The organism is Bradyrhizobium tropiciagri, from assembly GCF_001189845.1.
In the GTDB taxonomy this organism is placed as follows: Bacteria; Pseudomonadota; Alphaproteobacteria; order Rhizobiales; family Xanthobacteraceae; genus Bradyrhizobium; species Bradyrhizobium tropiciagri.
Genome location: NZ_LFLZ01000010.1, coordinates 172,965 through 188,219, shown reverse-complemented (window position 1 = coordinate 188,219; position 15,255 = coordinate 172,965). Strand labels below are relative to the sequence as shown.

The 15,255-nt window shown below is 58.0% G+C and carries 14 protein-coding genes and 1 pseudogene; 4 read left to right on the top strand and 11 right to left on the bottom strand.

Annotation, left to right across the window (positions count from 1 at the left end):
• Nucleotides 1-504, top strand: a 504-nt coding sequence (locus AKN84_RS47280; RefSeq protein WP_050420791.1) for a RuvC family protein, incomplete at its 5' end; no start/stop codon positions are given.
• A 179-nt stretch (nucleotides 505-683) separates the two neighbouring features.
• A complete protein-coding gene (locus AKN84_RS11395) occupies nucleotides 684-1,310 on the top strand; it encodes a hypothetical protein (RefSeq protein ID WP_050420790.1) in 627 nt (208 codons plus the stop codon).
• 1,650 nt (nucleotides 1,311-2,960) lie between these two features.
• Here the strand turns inward: AKN84_RS11395 and AKN84_RS48330 are convergent.
• Nucleotides 2,961-3,458 (bottom strand): DUF4339 domain-containing protein, encoded by a 498-nt coding sequence (locus AKN84_RS48330; protein ID WP_050420789.1) that lies wholly within the window; start codon nucleotides 3,456-3,458, stop codon nucleotides 2,961-2,963.
• 557 nt (nucleotides 3,459-4,015) lie between these two features.
• Nucleotides 4,016-5,635, bottom strand: coding sequence for a patatin-like phospholipase family protein (locus AKN84_RS11385; RefSeq protein ID WP_128970675.1), 1,620 nt, complete (start codon nucleotides 5,633-5,635; stop codon nucleotides 4,016-4,018).
• A gap of 230 nt (nucleotides 5,636-5,865) precedes the next feature.
• Here AKN84_RS11385 and AKN84_RS11380 point away from each other — a divergent pair.
• Nucleotides 5,866-6,135 (top strand): annotated as a pseudogene (locus AKN84_RS11380) (glycine betaine ABC transporter substrate-binding protein); the annotation flags it as partial.
• Between the two features lie 105 nt (nucleotides 6,136-6,240).
• Here the strand turns inward: AKN84_RS11380 and AKN84_RS47275 are convergent.
• The 7 genes from AKN84_RS47275 to AKN84_RS11330 all read right to left on the bottom strand — a co-directional run bounded on the left by AKN84_RS47275 (nucleotide 6,241) and on the right by AKN84_RS11330 (nucleotide 12,873).
• On the bottom strand, nucleotides 6,241-6,642 hold the full coding sequence (locus AKN84_RS47275; protein ID WP_050420786.1) for a hypothetical protein: 402 nt from the start codon (nucleotides 6,640-6,642) through the stop codon (nucleotides 6,241-6,243).
• Nucleotides 6,643-6,766: 124 nt separating this feature from the next.
• The gene (locus AKN84_RS11370; RefSeq protein ID WP_244485032.1) at nucleotides 6,767-7,339 is read right to left on the bottom strand and encodes a hypothetical protein; all 573 of its coding nucleotides are present in this window, start codon (nucleotides 7,337-7,339) and stop codon (nucleotides 6,767-6,769) included.
• A gap of 3 nt (nucleotides 7,340-7,342) precedes the next feature.
• Nucleotides 7,343-7,927, bottom strand: a complete 585-nt coding sequence (locus tag AKN84_RS11365; RefSeq protein ID WP_050420785.1) for a LabA-like NYN domain-containing protein — start codon at nucleotides 7,925-7,927, stop codon at nucleotides 7,343-7,345.
• 977 nt (nucleotides 7,928-8,904) lie between these two features.
• Nucleotides 8,905-9,645, bottom strand: coding sequence for an O-antigen ligase family protein (locus AKN84_RS11350; RefSeq protein WP_128970673.1), 741 nt, complete (start codon nucleotides 9,643-9,645; stop codon nucleotides 8,905-8,907).
• A gap of 184 nt (nucleotides 9,646-9,829) precedes the next feature.
• Nucleotides 9,830-10,666, bottom strand: a complete 837-nt coding sequence (locus tag AKN84_RS11340) for an ABC transporter ATP-binding protein (RefSeq protein ID WP_050420815.1) — start codon at nucleotides 10,664-10,666, stop codon at nucleotides 9,830-9,832.
• Nucleotides 10,663-11,466, bottom strand: a complete 804-nt coding sequence (locus AKN84_RS11335) for an ABC transporter permease (protein ID WP_050420780.1) — start codon at nucleotides 11,464-11,466, stop codon at nucleotides 10,663-10,665. Before AKN84_RS11335 ends, AKN84_RS11340 begins: the two co-directional genes overlap by 4 nt.
• A 3-nt stretch (nucleotides 11,467-11,469) precedes the next feature.
• On the bottom strand, nucleotides 11,470-12,873 hold the full coding sequence (locus AKN84_RS11330; RefSeq protein ID WP_050420779.1) for an ABC transporter substrate-binding protein: 1,404 nt from the start codon (nucleotides 12,871-12,873) through the stop codon (nucleotides 11,470-11,472).
• 461 nt (nucleotides 12,874-13,334) lie between these two features.
• Between AKN84_RS11330 and AKN84_RS11325 the strand changes: the two genes are divergently transcribed.
• Complete coding sequence (locus AKN84_RS11325; protein WP_244485031.1) at nucleotides 13,335-14,051, top strand: Crp/Fnr family transcriptional regulator; 717 nt, start codon at nucleotides 13,335-13,337, stop codon at nucleotides 14,049-14,051.
• Here AKN84_RS11325 and AKN84_RS11320 read toward each other — a convergent pair whose 3' ends face one another.
• Together AKN84_RS11320 and AKN84_RS11315 are read right to left on the bottom strand one after the other, a co-directional pair.
• A complete protein-coding gene (locus AKN84_RS11320; RefSeq protein ID WP_050420778.1) occupies nucleotides 14,052-15,014 on the bottom strand; it encodes a HEAT repeat domain-containing protein in 963 nt (320 codons plus the stop codon). It lies immediately after the preceding gene.
• A 1-nt stretch (nucleotide 15,015) separates the two neighbouring features.
• The gene (locus AKN84_RS11315) at nucleotides 15,016-15,249 is read right to left on the bottom strand and encodes a 4Fe-4S dicluster domain-containing protein (RefSeq protein ID WP_050420777.1); all 234 of its coding nucleotides are present in this window, start codon (nucleotides 15,247-15,249) and stop codon (nucleotides 15,016-15,018) included.
• Nucleotides 15,250-15,255: the final 6 nt, after the last annotated feature.

Sequence of the window (15,255 nt, the reverse complement as noted above, 5' to 3'; positions counted from 1 at the left end):
CCGAACCGCTATCCGCTCATTCTGTCTATTTATCTGAATACACGCGGCTTTGCGTTCATCGTCTTCGAAGGCCACTTGTCGCCCTTCGATTGGGCGATACGCGAGACACGCGGCCCAAAGAAGAACACCGCGTGCCTCATACGCATCACGGCAGTTTTCGATCGATATGGGCCCGATGCTCTCGTCATTCAGGACACGTCCGAATCCGGGACCGCGCGGGCGCGACGCATCCGCAACCTCAATTGCTCGCTTGCTAACCTCGCGAAGGATCGCGGTATTCCTGTCTTTTCGTATTCGCGCGATGAGGTTCGACGCGCGTTCGAGCCCTACGGATGCCCCGACAAGCAAAGTCTCGCCGAGCTGATCGCCAAGCACATTCCGGCATTCGAGCAATATGTCCCGCCGCCTCGGAAACCATGGATGAGCGAAGACCGTCGCACGGGCCTTTTCGATGCGGCTGCGCTGGCGCTCGTATTCTTTCAGAAGGCAGGCGGCCCATCGTAATCGCTCCCTTCCCTCATACTCCGAGCTGTGGCGCGAGCCGCGCTTGCGCCGCACAAACTTCGACGAGGCGGCGGGAATCGCGTTAGACCAATCAATCTGCAGTTGAAGTCGATTGGTGATTGCGTATAATAAAATCCTCAATTTAAGTCTGATTTTTTTATTTTTTTGGAGGTTTGCACATGACCGCCGTTCGCATCCAAACGATCCAAATTCCTGCCAACTCTTGCGATGCCGACTGCATGCCGTTGCGGCACAACAAATGGCAGATGGACTTTCCGGTTACCGATCCCGCTCGGATAGGAATTGGATACCTCGTCGAACCGGCCTCCTTTGTCTTCACGCCCGAGCCGTTCGCATTGCACGACCATCATTACACGTCGAACAATACTCCTGACGGCGCGCGTGCCAATGTGACCTATCAGTTCACGGCCCCTGCCATCGTCAGAGATCTGCTTGTCATTCAGCACACGAACGGCATCACTGAAATTGAAGGCGCTGTATCCGATTCAGGAGCGCCCGGCAGCTGGCACAGCATTGGCATTGCGAAGAGCCGCTTAGTCACCGACCCGGCCACCGGCACGACGCCCACCGGAGCAAATATGTTTGTCGAGGGGTCGACAGACCTATTCGTATTTCCGAACCCAGCGCCGGCCAAACCGTATCTCAGACTCGTCGTCCACAAGACGCCACTGGCGGACGGTTGGGCTAGCTACCGGATCTACCCTCGAAATGATCAGCATGATCCGTATACGGTTGCCAGCCAAAATACCTTAATGACCAGAGCCGGTCAGGTTGTAACACCGTAGCCGAAGAGACTTCGAGCTATCTTTCGTACTGCAGCACCTGTTGTCGCGCCTTGAACCTCCAGGCGGCGGTCTGCCGACTGTCTAAGAAACGCCGCATACATGGCGCAGTCGCTTGCGATTCTCGGCGGGGGCGGCCACTCGTGATTCAATATCGATCGCCCCCTCTCTCCGCCAGAGAGCCGAGGCCCGAACGGCCCGGCTCAAATAGAGCAAGGGAGGACGGGTATCCGCTTGTTGCTATGGGAAGTCTCACTACCTCAAGAAAACGGGGTACCACCATTTTTCTATCGGCAGGGCGGCCCCAGAGCTGCCTGCTTGTTGCTAGAAATAGGAAAATCATTCAGCCTCTGCGAAGCAGGAGTAGACGTTGCTTTCCGTGAGGAGGCAGCATGAAAACGAAGCTCGGGCATTATCGCTTGCGCGTTGAATGCGTTTTTAGCATTCGCTTCGAATAGTCCACCCTCCGGTTCACGCCACAGCAGCATGATGCGCTTGCCGGTCACTTGCCGCGATCGAGTAGATACGTGGCTCGTCCACTCAACGCAGATCGGGACCTCAGTGAGGAGGACATAATGAAACGAGTAATTACGTTCGTCGCAGTAATGGCGCTGAATTCCAGTATGGTTCTTGCACAAGCCAAGAACACGCCGTCACCGAAAGCTCCGGCGGCCCCAGCCGTCCGAGACATTCCTAGGCCAGCCCCATACAACCAGCCTCCTCCCAACAATACGGTGGTCCTTCCGAAGCCGGTCGAGCAACCGCCGAGGACGATTGAACAGAGGATACAAAATCCTCAAGTAAGAGACTTTCGCGACCCGCTGCCGCCTCCAAAGCGAGAGGGATTCACGCCGCTTGAGCGCGTGGGTCCGCCACCAGGTCCGGACAGGCCGATGCAGCCACCACCTTCTAACCGATCGCAAGAGCCGCCGCCATCAGGCTTTGGGCCAACCTATCGCCGGACATTTTAACATAAAGGACTTCTCACGTGACGGACTCGCTTGTCAGTCCAGTTGCTTACGCCAGCGCATAAAAGGCGAAACGATCGGCTATTCGTCAGCGGTAATCCGCACACGGCGTCAGATACGGGCGGTGCCCGTCGGGTGATGTACTCCTAGGGACTTTAGAAACAGGCCCGTAGCAAGCCCCATCGAAACAATCGTGTCTCCAATCCAATGCCATAGCATCACGCTCAAGAGAATATTGCAGACCGCAACCGGGATAACGAGTAGATCTGGACGGCGAGTGACTGAAGCTCCATGGTTTCGTTGCGCTTTAAGGCAAAGGAAAATCGCTAAAATTGGAGGAAGCAGAACGATGGGGCAGAGCGCCAGCCCCCATAGGAAGACGTTTGGCTCTCTGAAACGTCGGGCAACGTGATCGAGTTGGTATCGTAGTTCCGTTCTGAGATGGCCGAAAAAACTCTCAACAGCAACAAGACCGCCACAAGAATTGCAACTCATTGCGCCGCCGTTCAGGGCCGCGCCGCAACTCGGACACGTCCGCACAGTTGATTGAGGGGACGCTCGGGTCATAGCGTCTGTCCAGCCTGCAACCTTCGCATATATCTCAGATTCATTTGCTTAGCAGTGCTATAGGCGTCAACCATCGACCAAATCTGAATGATCCATCCTAGGAATATGAACCAAAGCATCACGCGCCGAATAACATCAGAAGGCCTTTGCCCACTTTCCCGCAATACATCTGCCCGGCACCACAAATGAAAAGCGAGAGCAGCAAGGCGACGCCGGCCGACTTTGGGCCAAACGGAAGCCCATCGTCCATAAAGATTATGGGCTGCGGTGCCATCTGATTTGTCACTTGCACTACGGTTGCACCTGCGGCCGCCGTTATCGGCGGAGGCGCTTGAGGCTGCATTCTCGCTTGGCGGAAAATGGAAGAAAGACGCGGGTCCTCCGAAGCGTGCTTCCAATCCTGGGTGCCCACCGCGAGAACCTGGGTCGCCCCGTCTATACGCCCTTCCTTGCAGAACTCTGCCAAACGGTGACCGGCGTAAGGACCGTACGTCTTGCCCTCTAAATGAATGAACCACTCTCCGTCCAGTGGATGCGGAGGGATTTCGGTCGGATTCGATGGCGCGTCAAACGCGGATGGGGCACGATTAGGAAGATCGGCAGGTACGTCTGACATTGAGCATTGCCCCTAAGCAAAGACGATAAGGAAATCCTTAGAAGAAAATAGCCCGGCCATCATGACCGATTTCCGGGCATTATCAAGAGCTTCACTTCCGCCTTCAGCAGCCGCCAGCTTGGTCCCTAGCAGATTCGAGAAGGCAAAGCACCACGGCCCGGAACGCACCACGGTGAGTGAATATTCAGCGGGCGTCGGGCGCTAGCTATTTTCTGCGTTCGATAAACATAAGTACTGCGTTAGCCACGTAGTATCCCGAGGTGCCTGCAATTAGAAACAGTCCGCCTATCACAAGCATCCTCAACCAGGGGTCCAGTGTGGAAATCCATAAATCAAGATCGGCAAGTCGCATCCGTTCACCATGCAAGAGTGTCGGGCAAAAGAGGTGGATATCATAATTCTTAAGTGAGGCTCGAACTGCGAGGCCATACAATCGTCGAATCTTCTAACACCCGGTCCACGGCTCTCTTTATGAAATTGCAAATTACTTGGTGAAGATCAATCTGGCGATCGAGTTCGATGCAGACGCAATACAACCGAATTCGTCGCCTTTCGAGTCACTGTGCACCAGCGTCACTCGTGACGGCGTATCGCAACAGAACTTTGCCGCTCGTGGTTTTCGCTATCCAGAGATGACCAACGTACGTTTCGGTTGCGAAAAGCTGCCCGGGCTCAAGTCGGGCTTGTTGGTTCTCATTTCCACCGAAGTCGATCCAATAGATCAGGACGGGTTCTCCGGCTCGGTTTTCGAAACGAACACCAGCTCTCTCGAAACTCGTTTGAGATGATCGCTGATCTGCTGGAGCGTCGTATTTTGGAGCGGCGGTGACAGCGATAGTCTTCCAAATAGGAGACCCTGCGGAAGTGCCCCCACCGGTTTGGGCAATGTCCCCTGCAGCATTGGGAGTAATTACCACTGCGTTAGCGGGAGCAGTGGCTCTCCGCAACACGGCTTCCCGCTGAACCCTGAGCGGCACATAAAACGCAATCGCAATGAACACAGCAGCGTATACAAGAACGACGTAAGTCGCCCAGTCGCTGAGACCAAGAGACCAGTACCTTCTCTTGCTGGAATCCGTTAGATTTTCGTTTGAAACCTGCTGAATTGGCAGGAACGGGATTGCTTGAAGAAGAGCAGAACCCGACGACAGTTTATGGATCGTGTTGCCAAACCCGTTGAGGATAAGCGCGCTTACTTCGAACGCATTAAATTTATCTAGGTCCGTTCTTATCCTGGCGACACTCGCTTCTGCTTCGGGGGTTAGGACACTCCCTTTTGCGCCTCGCTTTCCAATTTGAATACATGTCACATTGTCCGCGTCTGCGACGGTGCGGAGCGTCTTGTCGCCGACCCGCTTCATCAAGATGTCGGTAGCGCGGGATGTTCTCGAAATGATGCCCCAGAACCAGCGGGCGGGCGGAAGATCAAAGCGAGCACCCGCATCGCTGATTATAACAGGCCCCTGCTTTCCATGGACCATATCGTAGCCCAGGTTGTCGAATACTCCACCATCAGTAACGAGGTCTTCACTGCGGCCATTGAAGTCGGCGAGTTCGGCTCCAACCTCATGGGCCATGATGCGGGCCGGCGGAAATAGGGGAGGAAACGCGCTGGATGCTGCAACCGCTTTGGCAAGAGGAAGTTCCTGACCGCCATAGGGAGCACCGTCTCCTCGCGAGTAGCCTCCGGAAGAAAAAATGCAAACATCGCCAGTAAGGAGCGTCGTCCCGAGTACGAAAAACTCTGGTCCTCCGTCGATACGAAGGAATGAAACGGTAGCCTTACCGAACAGGGCCCTGTACTCCGCTTCTAGAAAATCAGTCCTTCCGGCTAGAATTCTCTTCCCGAAGATCCTGAGTATTGCGTTCACAACAGGAAAGAAAAAGGAGGCGATTGCTCTCCTCACCACGCGGCCTCGGACGTCTCGCTTTGCGAACGCGACCAGCTCTTGAGCAGCGGCTATAGCATCACGGTCAGAGCCCGTATATCGCCCCCAATTGACTGCAAGATGCGCTGCAGCAATGCTTCCCCCCGAAACCGAATAGACGTTCTTGACTTCTTTCAAACGCCCCAGCGTACGAAGCGCCCAAATCACTCCAAGGTGAAAATAGGTAGCCCGTAGTCCTCCACCTGAGAGACAGAGAGTGATGCCATCGGCTTCGCTTGTTTCCGACATCGAAACTCAATCCACCGAGACAATAAAAAATGAAATGCTAAGTGCGAAGGTCTCAACACGGTGGCCTCTTGATCGCGATGAGTTTGGCCCCGGAAGTTAATGGGAAGCCTCTTGTCTAGTTGTGTCAAGCACATTTTCAAGCTGAGGATGACGTCAGGCCGGACCTGAAGGCGACGGGCCAAACTACTTCGCGAACCGGACCAGCATAGAACTCACGAATGTTCGGGCACGCTGGCTACCCCAGCGAGGGGCGGATCAAGGAATACGACCTGGAGACGCTGGCCGATCCCAAGCACGCGATTCCGCCCTATGATGCGGTCCTGCTGCTAGCACCGCGGCGCGCGCATGATGCGGCGTTGCATGAGGTGCTGAAGCCGCTCCTCGAGCGGATCGACATTGCGACAATGCGCGAAGCCAATTTGCGCGCCAGTGGCAGCAATGCGAACTCCCCGCCCGCTGCGGTGGCGCGTTGGCTGTGGCAGAGGATCGCTGGACAGTAGGCGCAGGCCCAGAGTGTCGAGGTATTGGTCGCAAGGCAGCTCGTGCGGGAGATGCTGGCGTTCTGATCACCAAGCCGTTCGAGCCGACCGATGAGCAGCGGTGGGTCATCGAGGGCCCTCGATCGCCGTCCTCAGATAGCCTGGCACCGTGAAGGCCGTGCCGTCCTTCATTTCCTCGGCAACCAGTTGCGCGAAATCGCCCTTCCGTGTCGTCTCGAAAAGTTTCTGAACCGACGCCGTCTGGACAGCATCGGCCTGACCTACCGCTGCATCCCACTTATCGCCGGAACGCGGGTGGAGCTTGAGATAACCACCATGGTCGATCAGCACCTCTCCCGGTCGAAGCTGACGGAGGCCATCAACTACGCACTCAACCACTGGGACGGGTTGTTTCTCCGCGACGGCCGCATCGAGATCGCCGCGGCAAGCCCTGCTGGCTTCCGCCGACGCTGTGTCCCGGGCTCTCAGCGAAGGGGCTTCGCTGCCCCGCATGCTCGGCCGCTGCATCGAGGATCTCGCTCGACGTAGGGTCAGCCCACTAGCCGGCACCAAGTCCAATCAATGTGCTACAGTCGTTAATCCGCACCGTAAGAGAAGACGCGAGTGCCGCGAGGCCACGCCCGTTGGTTTTCTATCGGACTTGCTCCAATTTCCCAGCCCGCGCCTCCCCATAGGACGTCAACACACCAAGGTCGCCCTTACCATCACGAACGAAAAATATGTTGGGAGCAGAATTGGTCTGCAGCACCCCGCTTTCTCCATTGGCCTGCAGCTTTAAGAGGCTCCAGATATCTGCCAGTTTGCTCTCATCGGGAATGCCCAGTTCTCCGATGATCCCATTGTCATTTGAGGGATTCTTCACGACGTAGGTTTGCAAGCATCTATTGACCGCGGTTTCGAACTTGACTGCAAACCTGCGCATAAACTTCGCGCCAAGCCAGGAAATCCTGACTTGGGCTGTTGGTGTGATGTCTTCCTTAAAGTGTTCCCGCGCCGCGAATGTTTGAGCCTCTACTGGCTCGCCAGCCTTCTGCTTCAGCGAGCATTCGATCCTAACATTTGGAACATCGGGATCATTATCAGCCCTGCTCTCCTCAGCAGTCGCGCTGAACCCAAATATCACCAGAACAAGGGCGAGATACGGAATGAGCACCAAGCGACGCTTTGTTGACGTCGTCGTCAACCTGCACGAAATCACTTCCATTTTTTATTCTGCGCTGGCCGACTCGCGACGTTTGCCAGCACTTAATGTGGAGCCTAACCGTTCGGACGGTTCGCGACCAAGCGTCAGCTTCAACTCTGCCAGATCAATGAATTCATCCGCCTGCCGCCGAAGTTCGTCGGCGATCATCACCGGCTGACTCGCGATGGTGGAAACCACGGTGACGCGGACGCCGCGGCGCTGTACGGCTTCGACAAGGGAACGGAAGTCGCCGTCGCCGGAGAACAGGATGATCTGGTCGACGCGCTCAGCGATCACCATCGCATCGACCGCGAGCTCGATGTCCATATTGGCTTTCACCTTGCGGCGACCGCAGGCGTCAACGAATTCCTTGGTCGGCTTGGTGACAACCGCGTAGCCGTTATAATCGAGCCAATCGAGGAGCGGCCGGACCGCCAAATATTCCTGATCCTCGATAATCGGCGTGTAATAGAACGCCCGCTGCAGTGTTCCGCGGCTCTGAAACTCCCCAAGCAGGCGCTTGTAGTCGATCTCGAAGCCGAGCGCCCTAGCAGTTGCGTGGAGGTTGGGGCCATCGATAAAGAGCGCGATCTTGTCGAAGGGTGACATGCTTCAATCCACGCTTTTCATCTGTCGTCTCCGGTGCTTCATGGCCGGTTGCTGTCTGCCATGACTGGTGCGCCTATACCCTAGGCTCAGTTGGCTACGCTCCAACAAACTCAGTACGCAACGAACGAACAATCTTGTTTCTCGCCTGAGTGTGTCACCTCAGCTTCACCTGCGGATTGACCAAGCCCGATGTCGGGGTTTGGTATAATGACTGAAGCACTAGCGGATTCCGTTTGACTGCGGCTCGCCACTCCTTCGCAATATGCAGCTCAGCTCTAGCCATCCGAAAATCCGATCGTCGAAAGACACGAAGTTTTCGATCTCGCCTGCAGGAGTCCGGATCATCCGTGGTATGGCCAACTCCACGCGCTTACCGTTGAACTGATGCTTGTCGAAGCTCAACTCGTGATCACTCCGCTCGGTCTTGGGCGCGAGGAGCTTGATTGCAGGCTTCGTCGACTCCAAGACTGCGTTCGTCGACGTCAGTGGCTGAGCGCGTTCGTCCAACCTCCAGCCCCCCCGAGTTGGCACGTGCCCTGAACCGCGCGATCTTTTCGCGGATCGCGGGGCGTCATTCGAGATTGAACGTCGTTAACAGCCTACAGCCTCGTGGGGCGGAGGCAGGAACTAGCTTGGGTTTGTGGTGCACGAAAGGCCATCGAAGACGGCATTGAGCGCCTAGCCGAACCTGGTCCGAGGATCTCGCAAAGGCAAGGACGGTACGTCGTTGCGATCGATCACCGAGCGCAGGGGTTCTCCCGCCGCAACTGCCCGCCGACAATGCCAACTACAAACACGTACAGCCAGCCTTGGTAAAAATCGAACAGGTGCGAGTTGAAGACCGAGCTCGCAATGTTCTGAACGACGGCGACAAAGCCGATCCATGCCAGAAACTTCCCGGTGGGTCCCATCATCCCTTCACGAAATAGCCACAGATGGGCTCCCCACATTCCCAAGAGAATTACGCAGCCAACCATTCACCATTGGATCGCGACGGCAAGTGTTTGATTGTGCGGGTTGTCGACTACCAAGCCCGTCAGGCCGCCATGTCCTGCGGCCGCTGCGGCGAACAGACTTTTAGTCGAACCGGTCCCGTGCCCGAGAACCGGCGCGGAACGCACGAAGCCGATCGACTTGCGCCAGAACTCGAGACGCTCGGCGCCTCCTGCAGGATACCCGTCAACGGTGAACACGGCGTTCGCTCGATAGCTGTCGATTTCATTGAACAAACGAGACGTCTTCGATTGCAGGTTTGGTGACGTTGCCAACAATCCGGCCGTTAGCGCGCAGGTCCCCGCGAACAACGCGAGCAACGGCCATCCTCGAACATAGCGCAGTGCGAGGAGCGTCAGCATGATAGGTAAATAAATGAAAGCGGTGCGCGCAACGTTGACGAACGCGAGATTGGCAAGAAAGGCGGCCGAAACTGCGCAGAAAGGAAACGCCCTGTTTCGGCGTCCTCCGCGTAGGGACTCAGCGGCAAGTCCTAGCAAGACGAGCGCGATGAGAACGAATCCTTGGCTTTGGTCGATATAGTTTTTGACCGGGACTCCCGGCTCTCGCGCTCCGATCAGATGGAAGACGTAGGGCGAGACGAACAACACAAACGAGAATGCCAGCAGGGCCAGATTGGAAGCGACATAGACCCCGAACACCATTAGGGCGCGATCTGATTTTCGAAAATGCAGGGCGAGCGGCAACACCCAGAGGCATTTCATGACCTTCTCGAACGCATGCAATCGGTCCGACCACGGCACCTCATGGGCCCAGGTCACTCCGACTGCAGCAATTCCGACGAGCGCGAGGCCCGCTCAGGCGCACGGCTCTGGGAGATCATAGCGATTCCCGATATCCGCAAGCAATGCGCCGCCCTCGCCGCCCGGCTGGGCGTCTCACTCATCCCTACCTGACCCCAAGCGGGCTCAACCGAGCCAGCGGCTCCGGGCTATCCGGCTGTCTGAGAAGATCGAGGATCCGGCGCTTCAGACGCACAAAATCCGGCTCGGTGACAAGCTCGGCGCGGCGGGGCCGGCCGAACGGAAGGCGGATATCCTCGATGATCCGCCCCGGTCTGGCGCTCATGACAATGACGCGGTCCGCAAGAAACAGCGCTTCCTCAATATCGTGCGTCACGAAGATCGTCGTTGTTGGGATTCTCGTCCAGATGTCGAGCAGAACCTCCTGCATCATGCTGCGAGTCTGCGCATCCAGTGCACCGAATGGCTCGTCCATCAGTAGCACACGTGGCCGGTTGATCAGAACACGCGCGATCTCGACACGCTGCTGCATCCCACCGGAGAGTTGCGAAGGATAGAAGTGCTCGAAGCCTTCGAGGCCGACCAACCGCAGAATCTCGTCGGCGGCCCGATGCCGCTCGCTCCTGCCCAAGCCGCGCATCTTCGGACCGAACGCGACATTGTCGCGAACACGCTTCCACGGGAACAGCGTATGTTGCTGAAATACAATTCCGCGATCCGAACTCGGGCCAAGAACTGCCTGGTCATCCACGGCCAATCGCCCGCGCGTCACCGGTAGATGACCCGCCAGAGCACCGAGCAAGGTGGATTTGCCGCAACCGGACGGACCGAGCACACAAACCAGTTCACCGGGTGCTATCGCAAAGTCGAGATCACGAACCGCCTCAAAGGCGTCGACGGCATCCCCGAGCGAGATCGATACCCGCTCGACGCAGATACGTCCAACAGATCTCGTCGAACTATCAGATATCCGAATATTCATCGTGCGACCGCTGGCTGTCGCCACGGCATCAGATAGTGACCCAATGTCGTCAAGAGCCAGCTGCTGCCCATGCCGAGCAGGCCGATCACGAGCATGCCGACGATGATATCGGCATAATTCTGCAGCGTGTAAGCCTCCCACGTGTAGTAGCCGATGCCGAACTGGCCCGAGATCATCTCGGCTGTGACCAGGCAGAACCACGATGTACCCATGCCGATGGCGAGCCCGGTAACGATGCTCGGCGCGGCGCCCGGCAAGACGATCTCACGCAGAATGGCGGCAGGCGTGCCGCCAAGACTGCGCGCGGAGGCGACCAGCCGGCGGTCGATATTCGCAACGCCATGCACGGTGTTGAGAATGATAGGAAACAACGCACCGATGAAGGTGATGAAGATCATCGACATTTCCGACGACGGAAAGATCAGGATAGAGAGAGGTATCCAGGCCACCGCGGGGATCGGCCGCAGCAGCTCGAGCGGCGGCAGCAAAAGGTCGCTCGCGGCGCGCGAACGGCCGATCGCAAAGCCAAAGCCAATTCCCAACAAGACCGCTGCGCCGTACCCCGCAAATACCCTCCACAGGCTGCTGCCCACATGCGCCAGCAACTTGGGCGACTTGAGCAGCACGATTGCGGACTGCAGAACTTCAGTCGGCGGCGGCACATTGCGAAATGTGACGAAACCCAGACTCAGGTGCAGGCCTGAGGCAAGTTGCCACAGCACGATGCAAGCGACGATCGAGAGACCCCGAACAAGCCAGCGCGCCCATGGCACCCGGCCAGCGGTGCGAGTGGTCGTCATTGCTCACCGGCTCGCGACAAGCGATTCCCGTGCGCCGGCATAGTCCACCACCACGCCACCATGCGCCGTCGACCACCTTTCCGCCCCATCTTTGAGCAGGAACGCACTGAGCTCCCCCTTTGGCGATCGCACAAACCACGCCTGATTGGCGAACAGCTTGATGCCGGTTTCGCGATCCTGGGCATAGATGACGCGAATTGCCTTGCCTTGCTTCTCCAGGCCAGCAAGAGCCGTCAAAGCGCCCTCCGGTGAACTGAAGTGCTGAACGAGCGGGTCGTCCTTAACCCAAATCTGCGTGACACGACTGAAATCCGTGATCTTGGCGCCGGTCGTCGCATCTTGTGCCTTCAGCCCAAGCTGTTCGTAGCTCTTCAACTGTGTTTCGTAGTCACCGCCGGATTCCGCAACTGCCGCCCGGATGTATTTGTCGGTCACGAACTGATTGATATCGAGGTCGCTATCGGCGCGCTTCAACAGCTTCAGCGTCTTGATCGAGGTGGCCACAGCCTGACGATATTCGGGCTTCCAGGTCACGTCGCGCGTCTGCAGGCCGAGTGGTCCATGGAACAGATAGACAACTTCCGCCTCGATACCGGTCACCTTGGCAATCAGATCGCTGTATTTCTCCGGTTCGTTCGCGATCAAGCGATCCGCCTCGAGTGCGGCGCGCAGGTAGGCAACGACGATCTCCGGATACTTTTCCGCGTAGTCGGCATCGACCAACGCGCCGTGAAACGTCGGCGCATTGGCTTGCGAACCGTCAAAGATCTTGCGGGCAAATCCGCGCCAGGGGAACAGTTCGGCAAACGGAACGAAATCGGCGTGCGCCTCGATCTTGTTGGCCTGAAGCGCAGGACCCGCGACTTCGGGCGCCTGGGTGATGATGTTGACATCCGTCTCCGGGTTCCAGCCCTCGGCTTCGATCGCGCGCAGCAACATGCCGTGCGAGGTCGACGCGAAGGGCACGGAAATCGTCTTGCCTTTGAGGTCCTTGATCGACTGAACCGGAGAGTTCGACGGCACTACGATGCCGTTGCCGCTGCCCTTGGTACTGCCCGACAGGACACTGATGAAGAGACTCCGGCGACCCGCCTTCTGGAACGCCACTCCGTTGAGCGAACCCGGAAAATCCGCCATCGCGCCAAAGTCCAGCTTACCGGCGACCATTTCGTTGGTCAGCGGGGCGCCACTGGTGAAGTTCTTCCATTGGATGTCGTAGGTGACATCCTTGTACTTGCCGTCATGCGGCAGGAATTTCTCCAGCAGCTTGAGCTCGCGGATCAATAGGCCGCCCGTCGCGCAATTGATGGTGGTGTCCTGCGCCCCGACCGCGACCCGGATGGTTTCGGCCTGCGCTATCGCGGTTAGGCCAAATAGAGCAAGCGCGGCGGTGGCTGCTGTCTTCATAAAGTAAAGCGAACGCATCGGCCCATCTCCAACGATCGATCGGCGGCCAGCAGCCACCGCAAAACGCAGGACCGGACTATCGAGCCGACACCACGGCAACAGAAGCAATTACTTGCATCGCGTCGGAGAAGTCATTCGCTGGCGGATTCCAATCGCGGCACGCAGCAAGCGCTTCAAATGATTTTCTCACACCTGGCGGATCGGCAGTAAATCCATTCCAGCGGAATGTCGTTCTCGCGTCAGCTTTGCTAAGTGCGTTGACGGACATTCAAAGAAGTGGACTTCGCGATCTCCTCACACTTAGCTAGGGGACGACAGCGCAGGACATCCGGGCCGCAATGACCACAATCAAGGAAGCTTCCGAAGGCTACTCCCGCACTCTGATGGTGCAGACAGGCATCTCCGTGGACGGTAGCTATCGAACAAGGGATAGCCTTGCGGTTTCCAGCGGACCGCGCGCGATGGCCAGCGACTCCGCATTTTTCATGAGCGAGAGCATCGACGGCCTCAACGTCGGCGCGCAGTTCCTGGATCGCTTGTCCGCCGAACAAAAGGCCCAGGTCCTGGCCGCTGGACGCGCCGTTTTCACCGCGCAGGGCGAAATGGTATTCAGCCAGGGGGAGCATCACAGCGGCATTTTCATCATCAGGAAAGGGCAGGTCCGTGTCTACTACACGGCGCCATCCGGCCGGGAGATCACCCTCGCCTACTGGACGCCTGGCCACTTCATCGGCGGCCCCGAGATCTCCGGCGGAGGACCCCACATGTGGTCCGGCGTCGCAATGGAGGACTGCGAGATCACGGCTTTGTCCAGCCCCGCGCTGCAAAGATTGCTGGTCCAGATGCCCGCTTTCGCACTGGCCTTGATCGATGGGCTCATCGCCAAGGGCAAGTGCTACTCGTCGATGGCGCAGATGCTCGGAACTCGCTCGGTGATCGAGCGGCTCGCCCAGTATCTTTTGAATCTCGCCGAGCTGTACGGGCTCGCCGACGGCGATACCGTGATCATCAACCGAAAGGTGACACATGACCAGATCGCTGCGATGGTTGGCTCGACCCGGCAGTGGATCACCATGATGCTGAAGCGGTTCCAAACCAAGCGCATTATCGCGATCGAGGACGGCGTCATAAGGATCAGGCGGCTCGATCTGCTCGAGGACATCCTGTTCAAGGAATAATCAGTCGCCGCCAATCTGCCCAAGCGCCCAGATCACCGTCTTTCGAACGTCGGGATCCGCGTCACCAGTATGCCGCGTGAGCGCGTCGCGGGAGCGTGAGTCGGCGATATCACCGAGCGCCGCGGCGGCATCCTTGCGCAACGAAGGCAGCTCGTCGTCAAGGAAGTTAACAATGGCTTCGACCCCGTCCCGAACGCGCAGCCGGCCAAGATTTTGTAACGCCTTCTGACGAACTTGCCAGTAGCCGTCGGCGAGCGAAACAATCAGCGCCCCCGCCGCTGAAGCCTGACCGATCCGCCCAATCGCTTCCGCCGCAGCAGCCCGGACCTGCCACTCGGGATCCGAGAGCGCGGCTGCCGCGGCCTGAGCTGCGACCTCGCTCCGAGCGAACGACAGCGCGTTGACGGCCGCAAGCCTGACATCCGCAGATTTGTCTCGCGTTGCGCTGATCAAGGATGGCAGCGTTTCAGTCTTCTTGAGATAGCCGATGACTCCCACAGCCTGCACACGCACGGCGGAATCGTCGTCACCGAGTCCTCTGATCGCGGGACCGAGCGATGCATCGACCTGGAGCGCCTTCAGTGCCCGAAAAACCGCCGCGCGCACAAAAGCGGCCGAGTGAGTGACTAACGGCAAGAGGACGCTACTCGCCTCGGGATCGCGGAGTTCGGCAAGGCTGTCAGCGGCCGCGCGGGCGATCTCCGCCACGGGGTCGGGTACGGCGCCGATCAGGGCCTTGGCAACGTCGATGCCGTCAAACTCGCCAAGCGCCTGCGCGGCCTGCTGGCGCACCGCCGGTTCAGCGTCGAGGATGGCACTCGCCAACAACGGAACCGCCTCGCGACTCGACGTCTCCACGAGGTCAAGCACCGCCAGCCGGCGCACCGATGGATCTTCGCTGGCTAGCCGCTCAGCAATCTCTTCGAGATCGCCGAACGCTTCAAATGGTTCGAACAAAGTCATGTCAGCGCAACAGATAGGGAATGTTGACCGTGACGGCGCCGGTCGGGCAATCGGTCTCGCAGGGCATGCAGTACCAGCACTCGTCGTATTTCATGTAGGCCTTGCCGGTGAGATCGCTGATCCGGAGCACGTCCAGCGGGCAGACGTCGACGCAGACCGTGCACCCTTTGTCGGCAATGCATTTGGCCTCGTCGACGACGACTGGAACAGCGGTTGGAGTATGAGCAATTGGCATGAGACG

Coding starts and splice junctions, on each gene's coding strand:
- AKN84_RS11395 (WP_050420790.1), top strand. CDS start 684: ATGACCGCCGTTCGCATCCAAACGATCCAAATTCCTGCCAACTCTTGC.
- AKN84_RS48330 (WP_050420789.1), bottom strand. CDS start 3,458: ATGTCAGACGTACCTGCCGATCTTCCTAATCGTGCCCCATCCGCGTTT.
- AKN84_RS11385 (WP_128970675.1), bottom strand. CDS start 5,635: ATGTCGGAAACAAGCGAAGCCGATGGCATCACTCTCTGTCTCTCAGGT.
- AKN84_RS47275 (WP_050420786.1), bottom strand. CDS start 6,642: ATGCAGCGGCCGAGCATGCGGGGCAGCGAAGCCCCTTCGCTGAGAGCC.
- AKN84_RS11370 (WP_244485032.1), bottom strand. CDS start 7,339: ATGGAAGTGATTTCGTGCAGGTTGACGACGACGTCAACAAAGCGTCGC.
- AKN84_RS11365 (WP_050420785.1), bottom strand. CDS start 7,927: ATGTCACCCTTCGACAAGATCGCGCTCTTTATCGATGGCCCCAACCTC.
- AKN84_RS11350 (WP_128970673.1), bottom strand. CDS start 9,645: ATGAAATGCCTCTGGGTGTTGCCGCTCGCCCTGCATTTTCGAAAATCA.
- AKN84_RS11340 (WP_050420815.1), bottom strand. CDS start 10,666: ATGAATATTCGGATATCTGATAGTTCGACGAGATCTGTTGGACGTATC.
- AKN84_RS11335 (WP_050420780.1), bottom strand. CDS start 11,466: ATGACGACCACTCGCACCGCTGGCCGGGTGCCATGGGCGCGCTGGCTT.
- AKN84_RS11330 (WP_050420779.1), bottom strand. CDS start 12,873: ATGAAGACAGCAGCCACCGCCGCGCTTGCTCTATTTGGCCTAACCGCG.
- AKN84_RS11325 (WP_244485031.1), top strand. CDS start 13,335: ATGGCCAGCGACTCCGCATTTTTCATGAGCGAGAGCATCGACGGCCTC.
- AKN84_RS11320 (WP_050420778.1), bottom strand. CDS start 15,014: ATGACTTTGTTCGAACCATTTGAAGCGTTCGGCGATCTCGAAGAGATT.
- AKN84_RS11315 (WP_050420777.1), bottom strand. CDS start 15,249: ATGCCAATTGCTCATACTCCAACCGCTGTTCCAGTCGTCGTCGACGAG.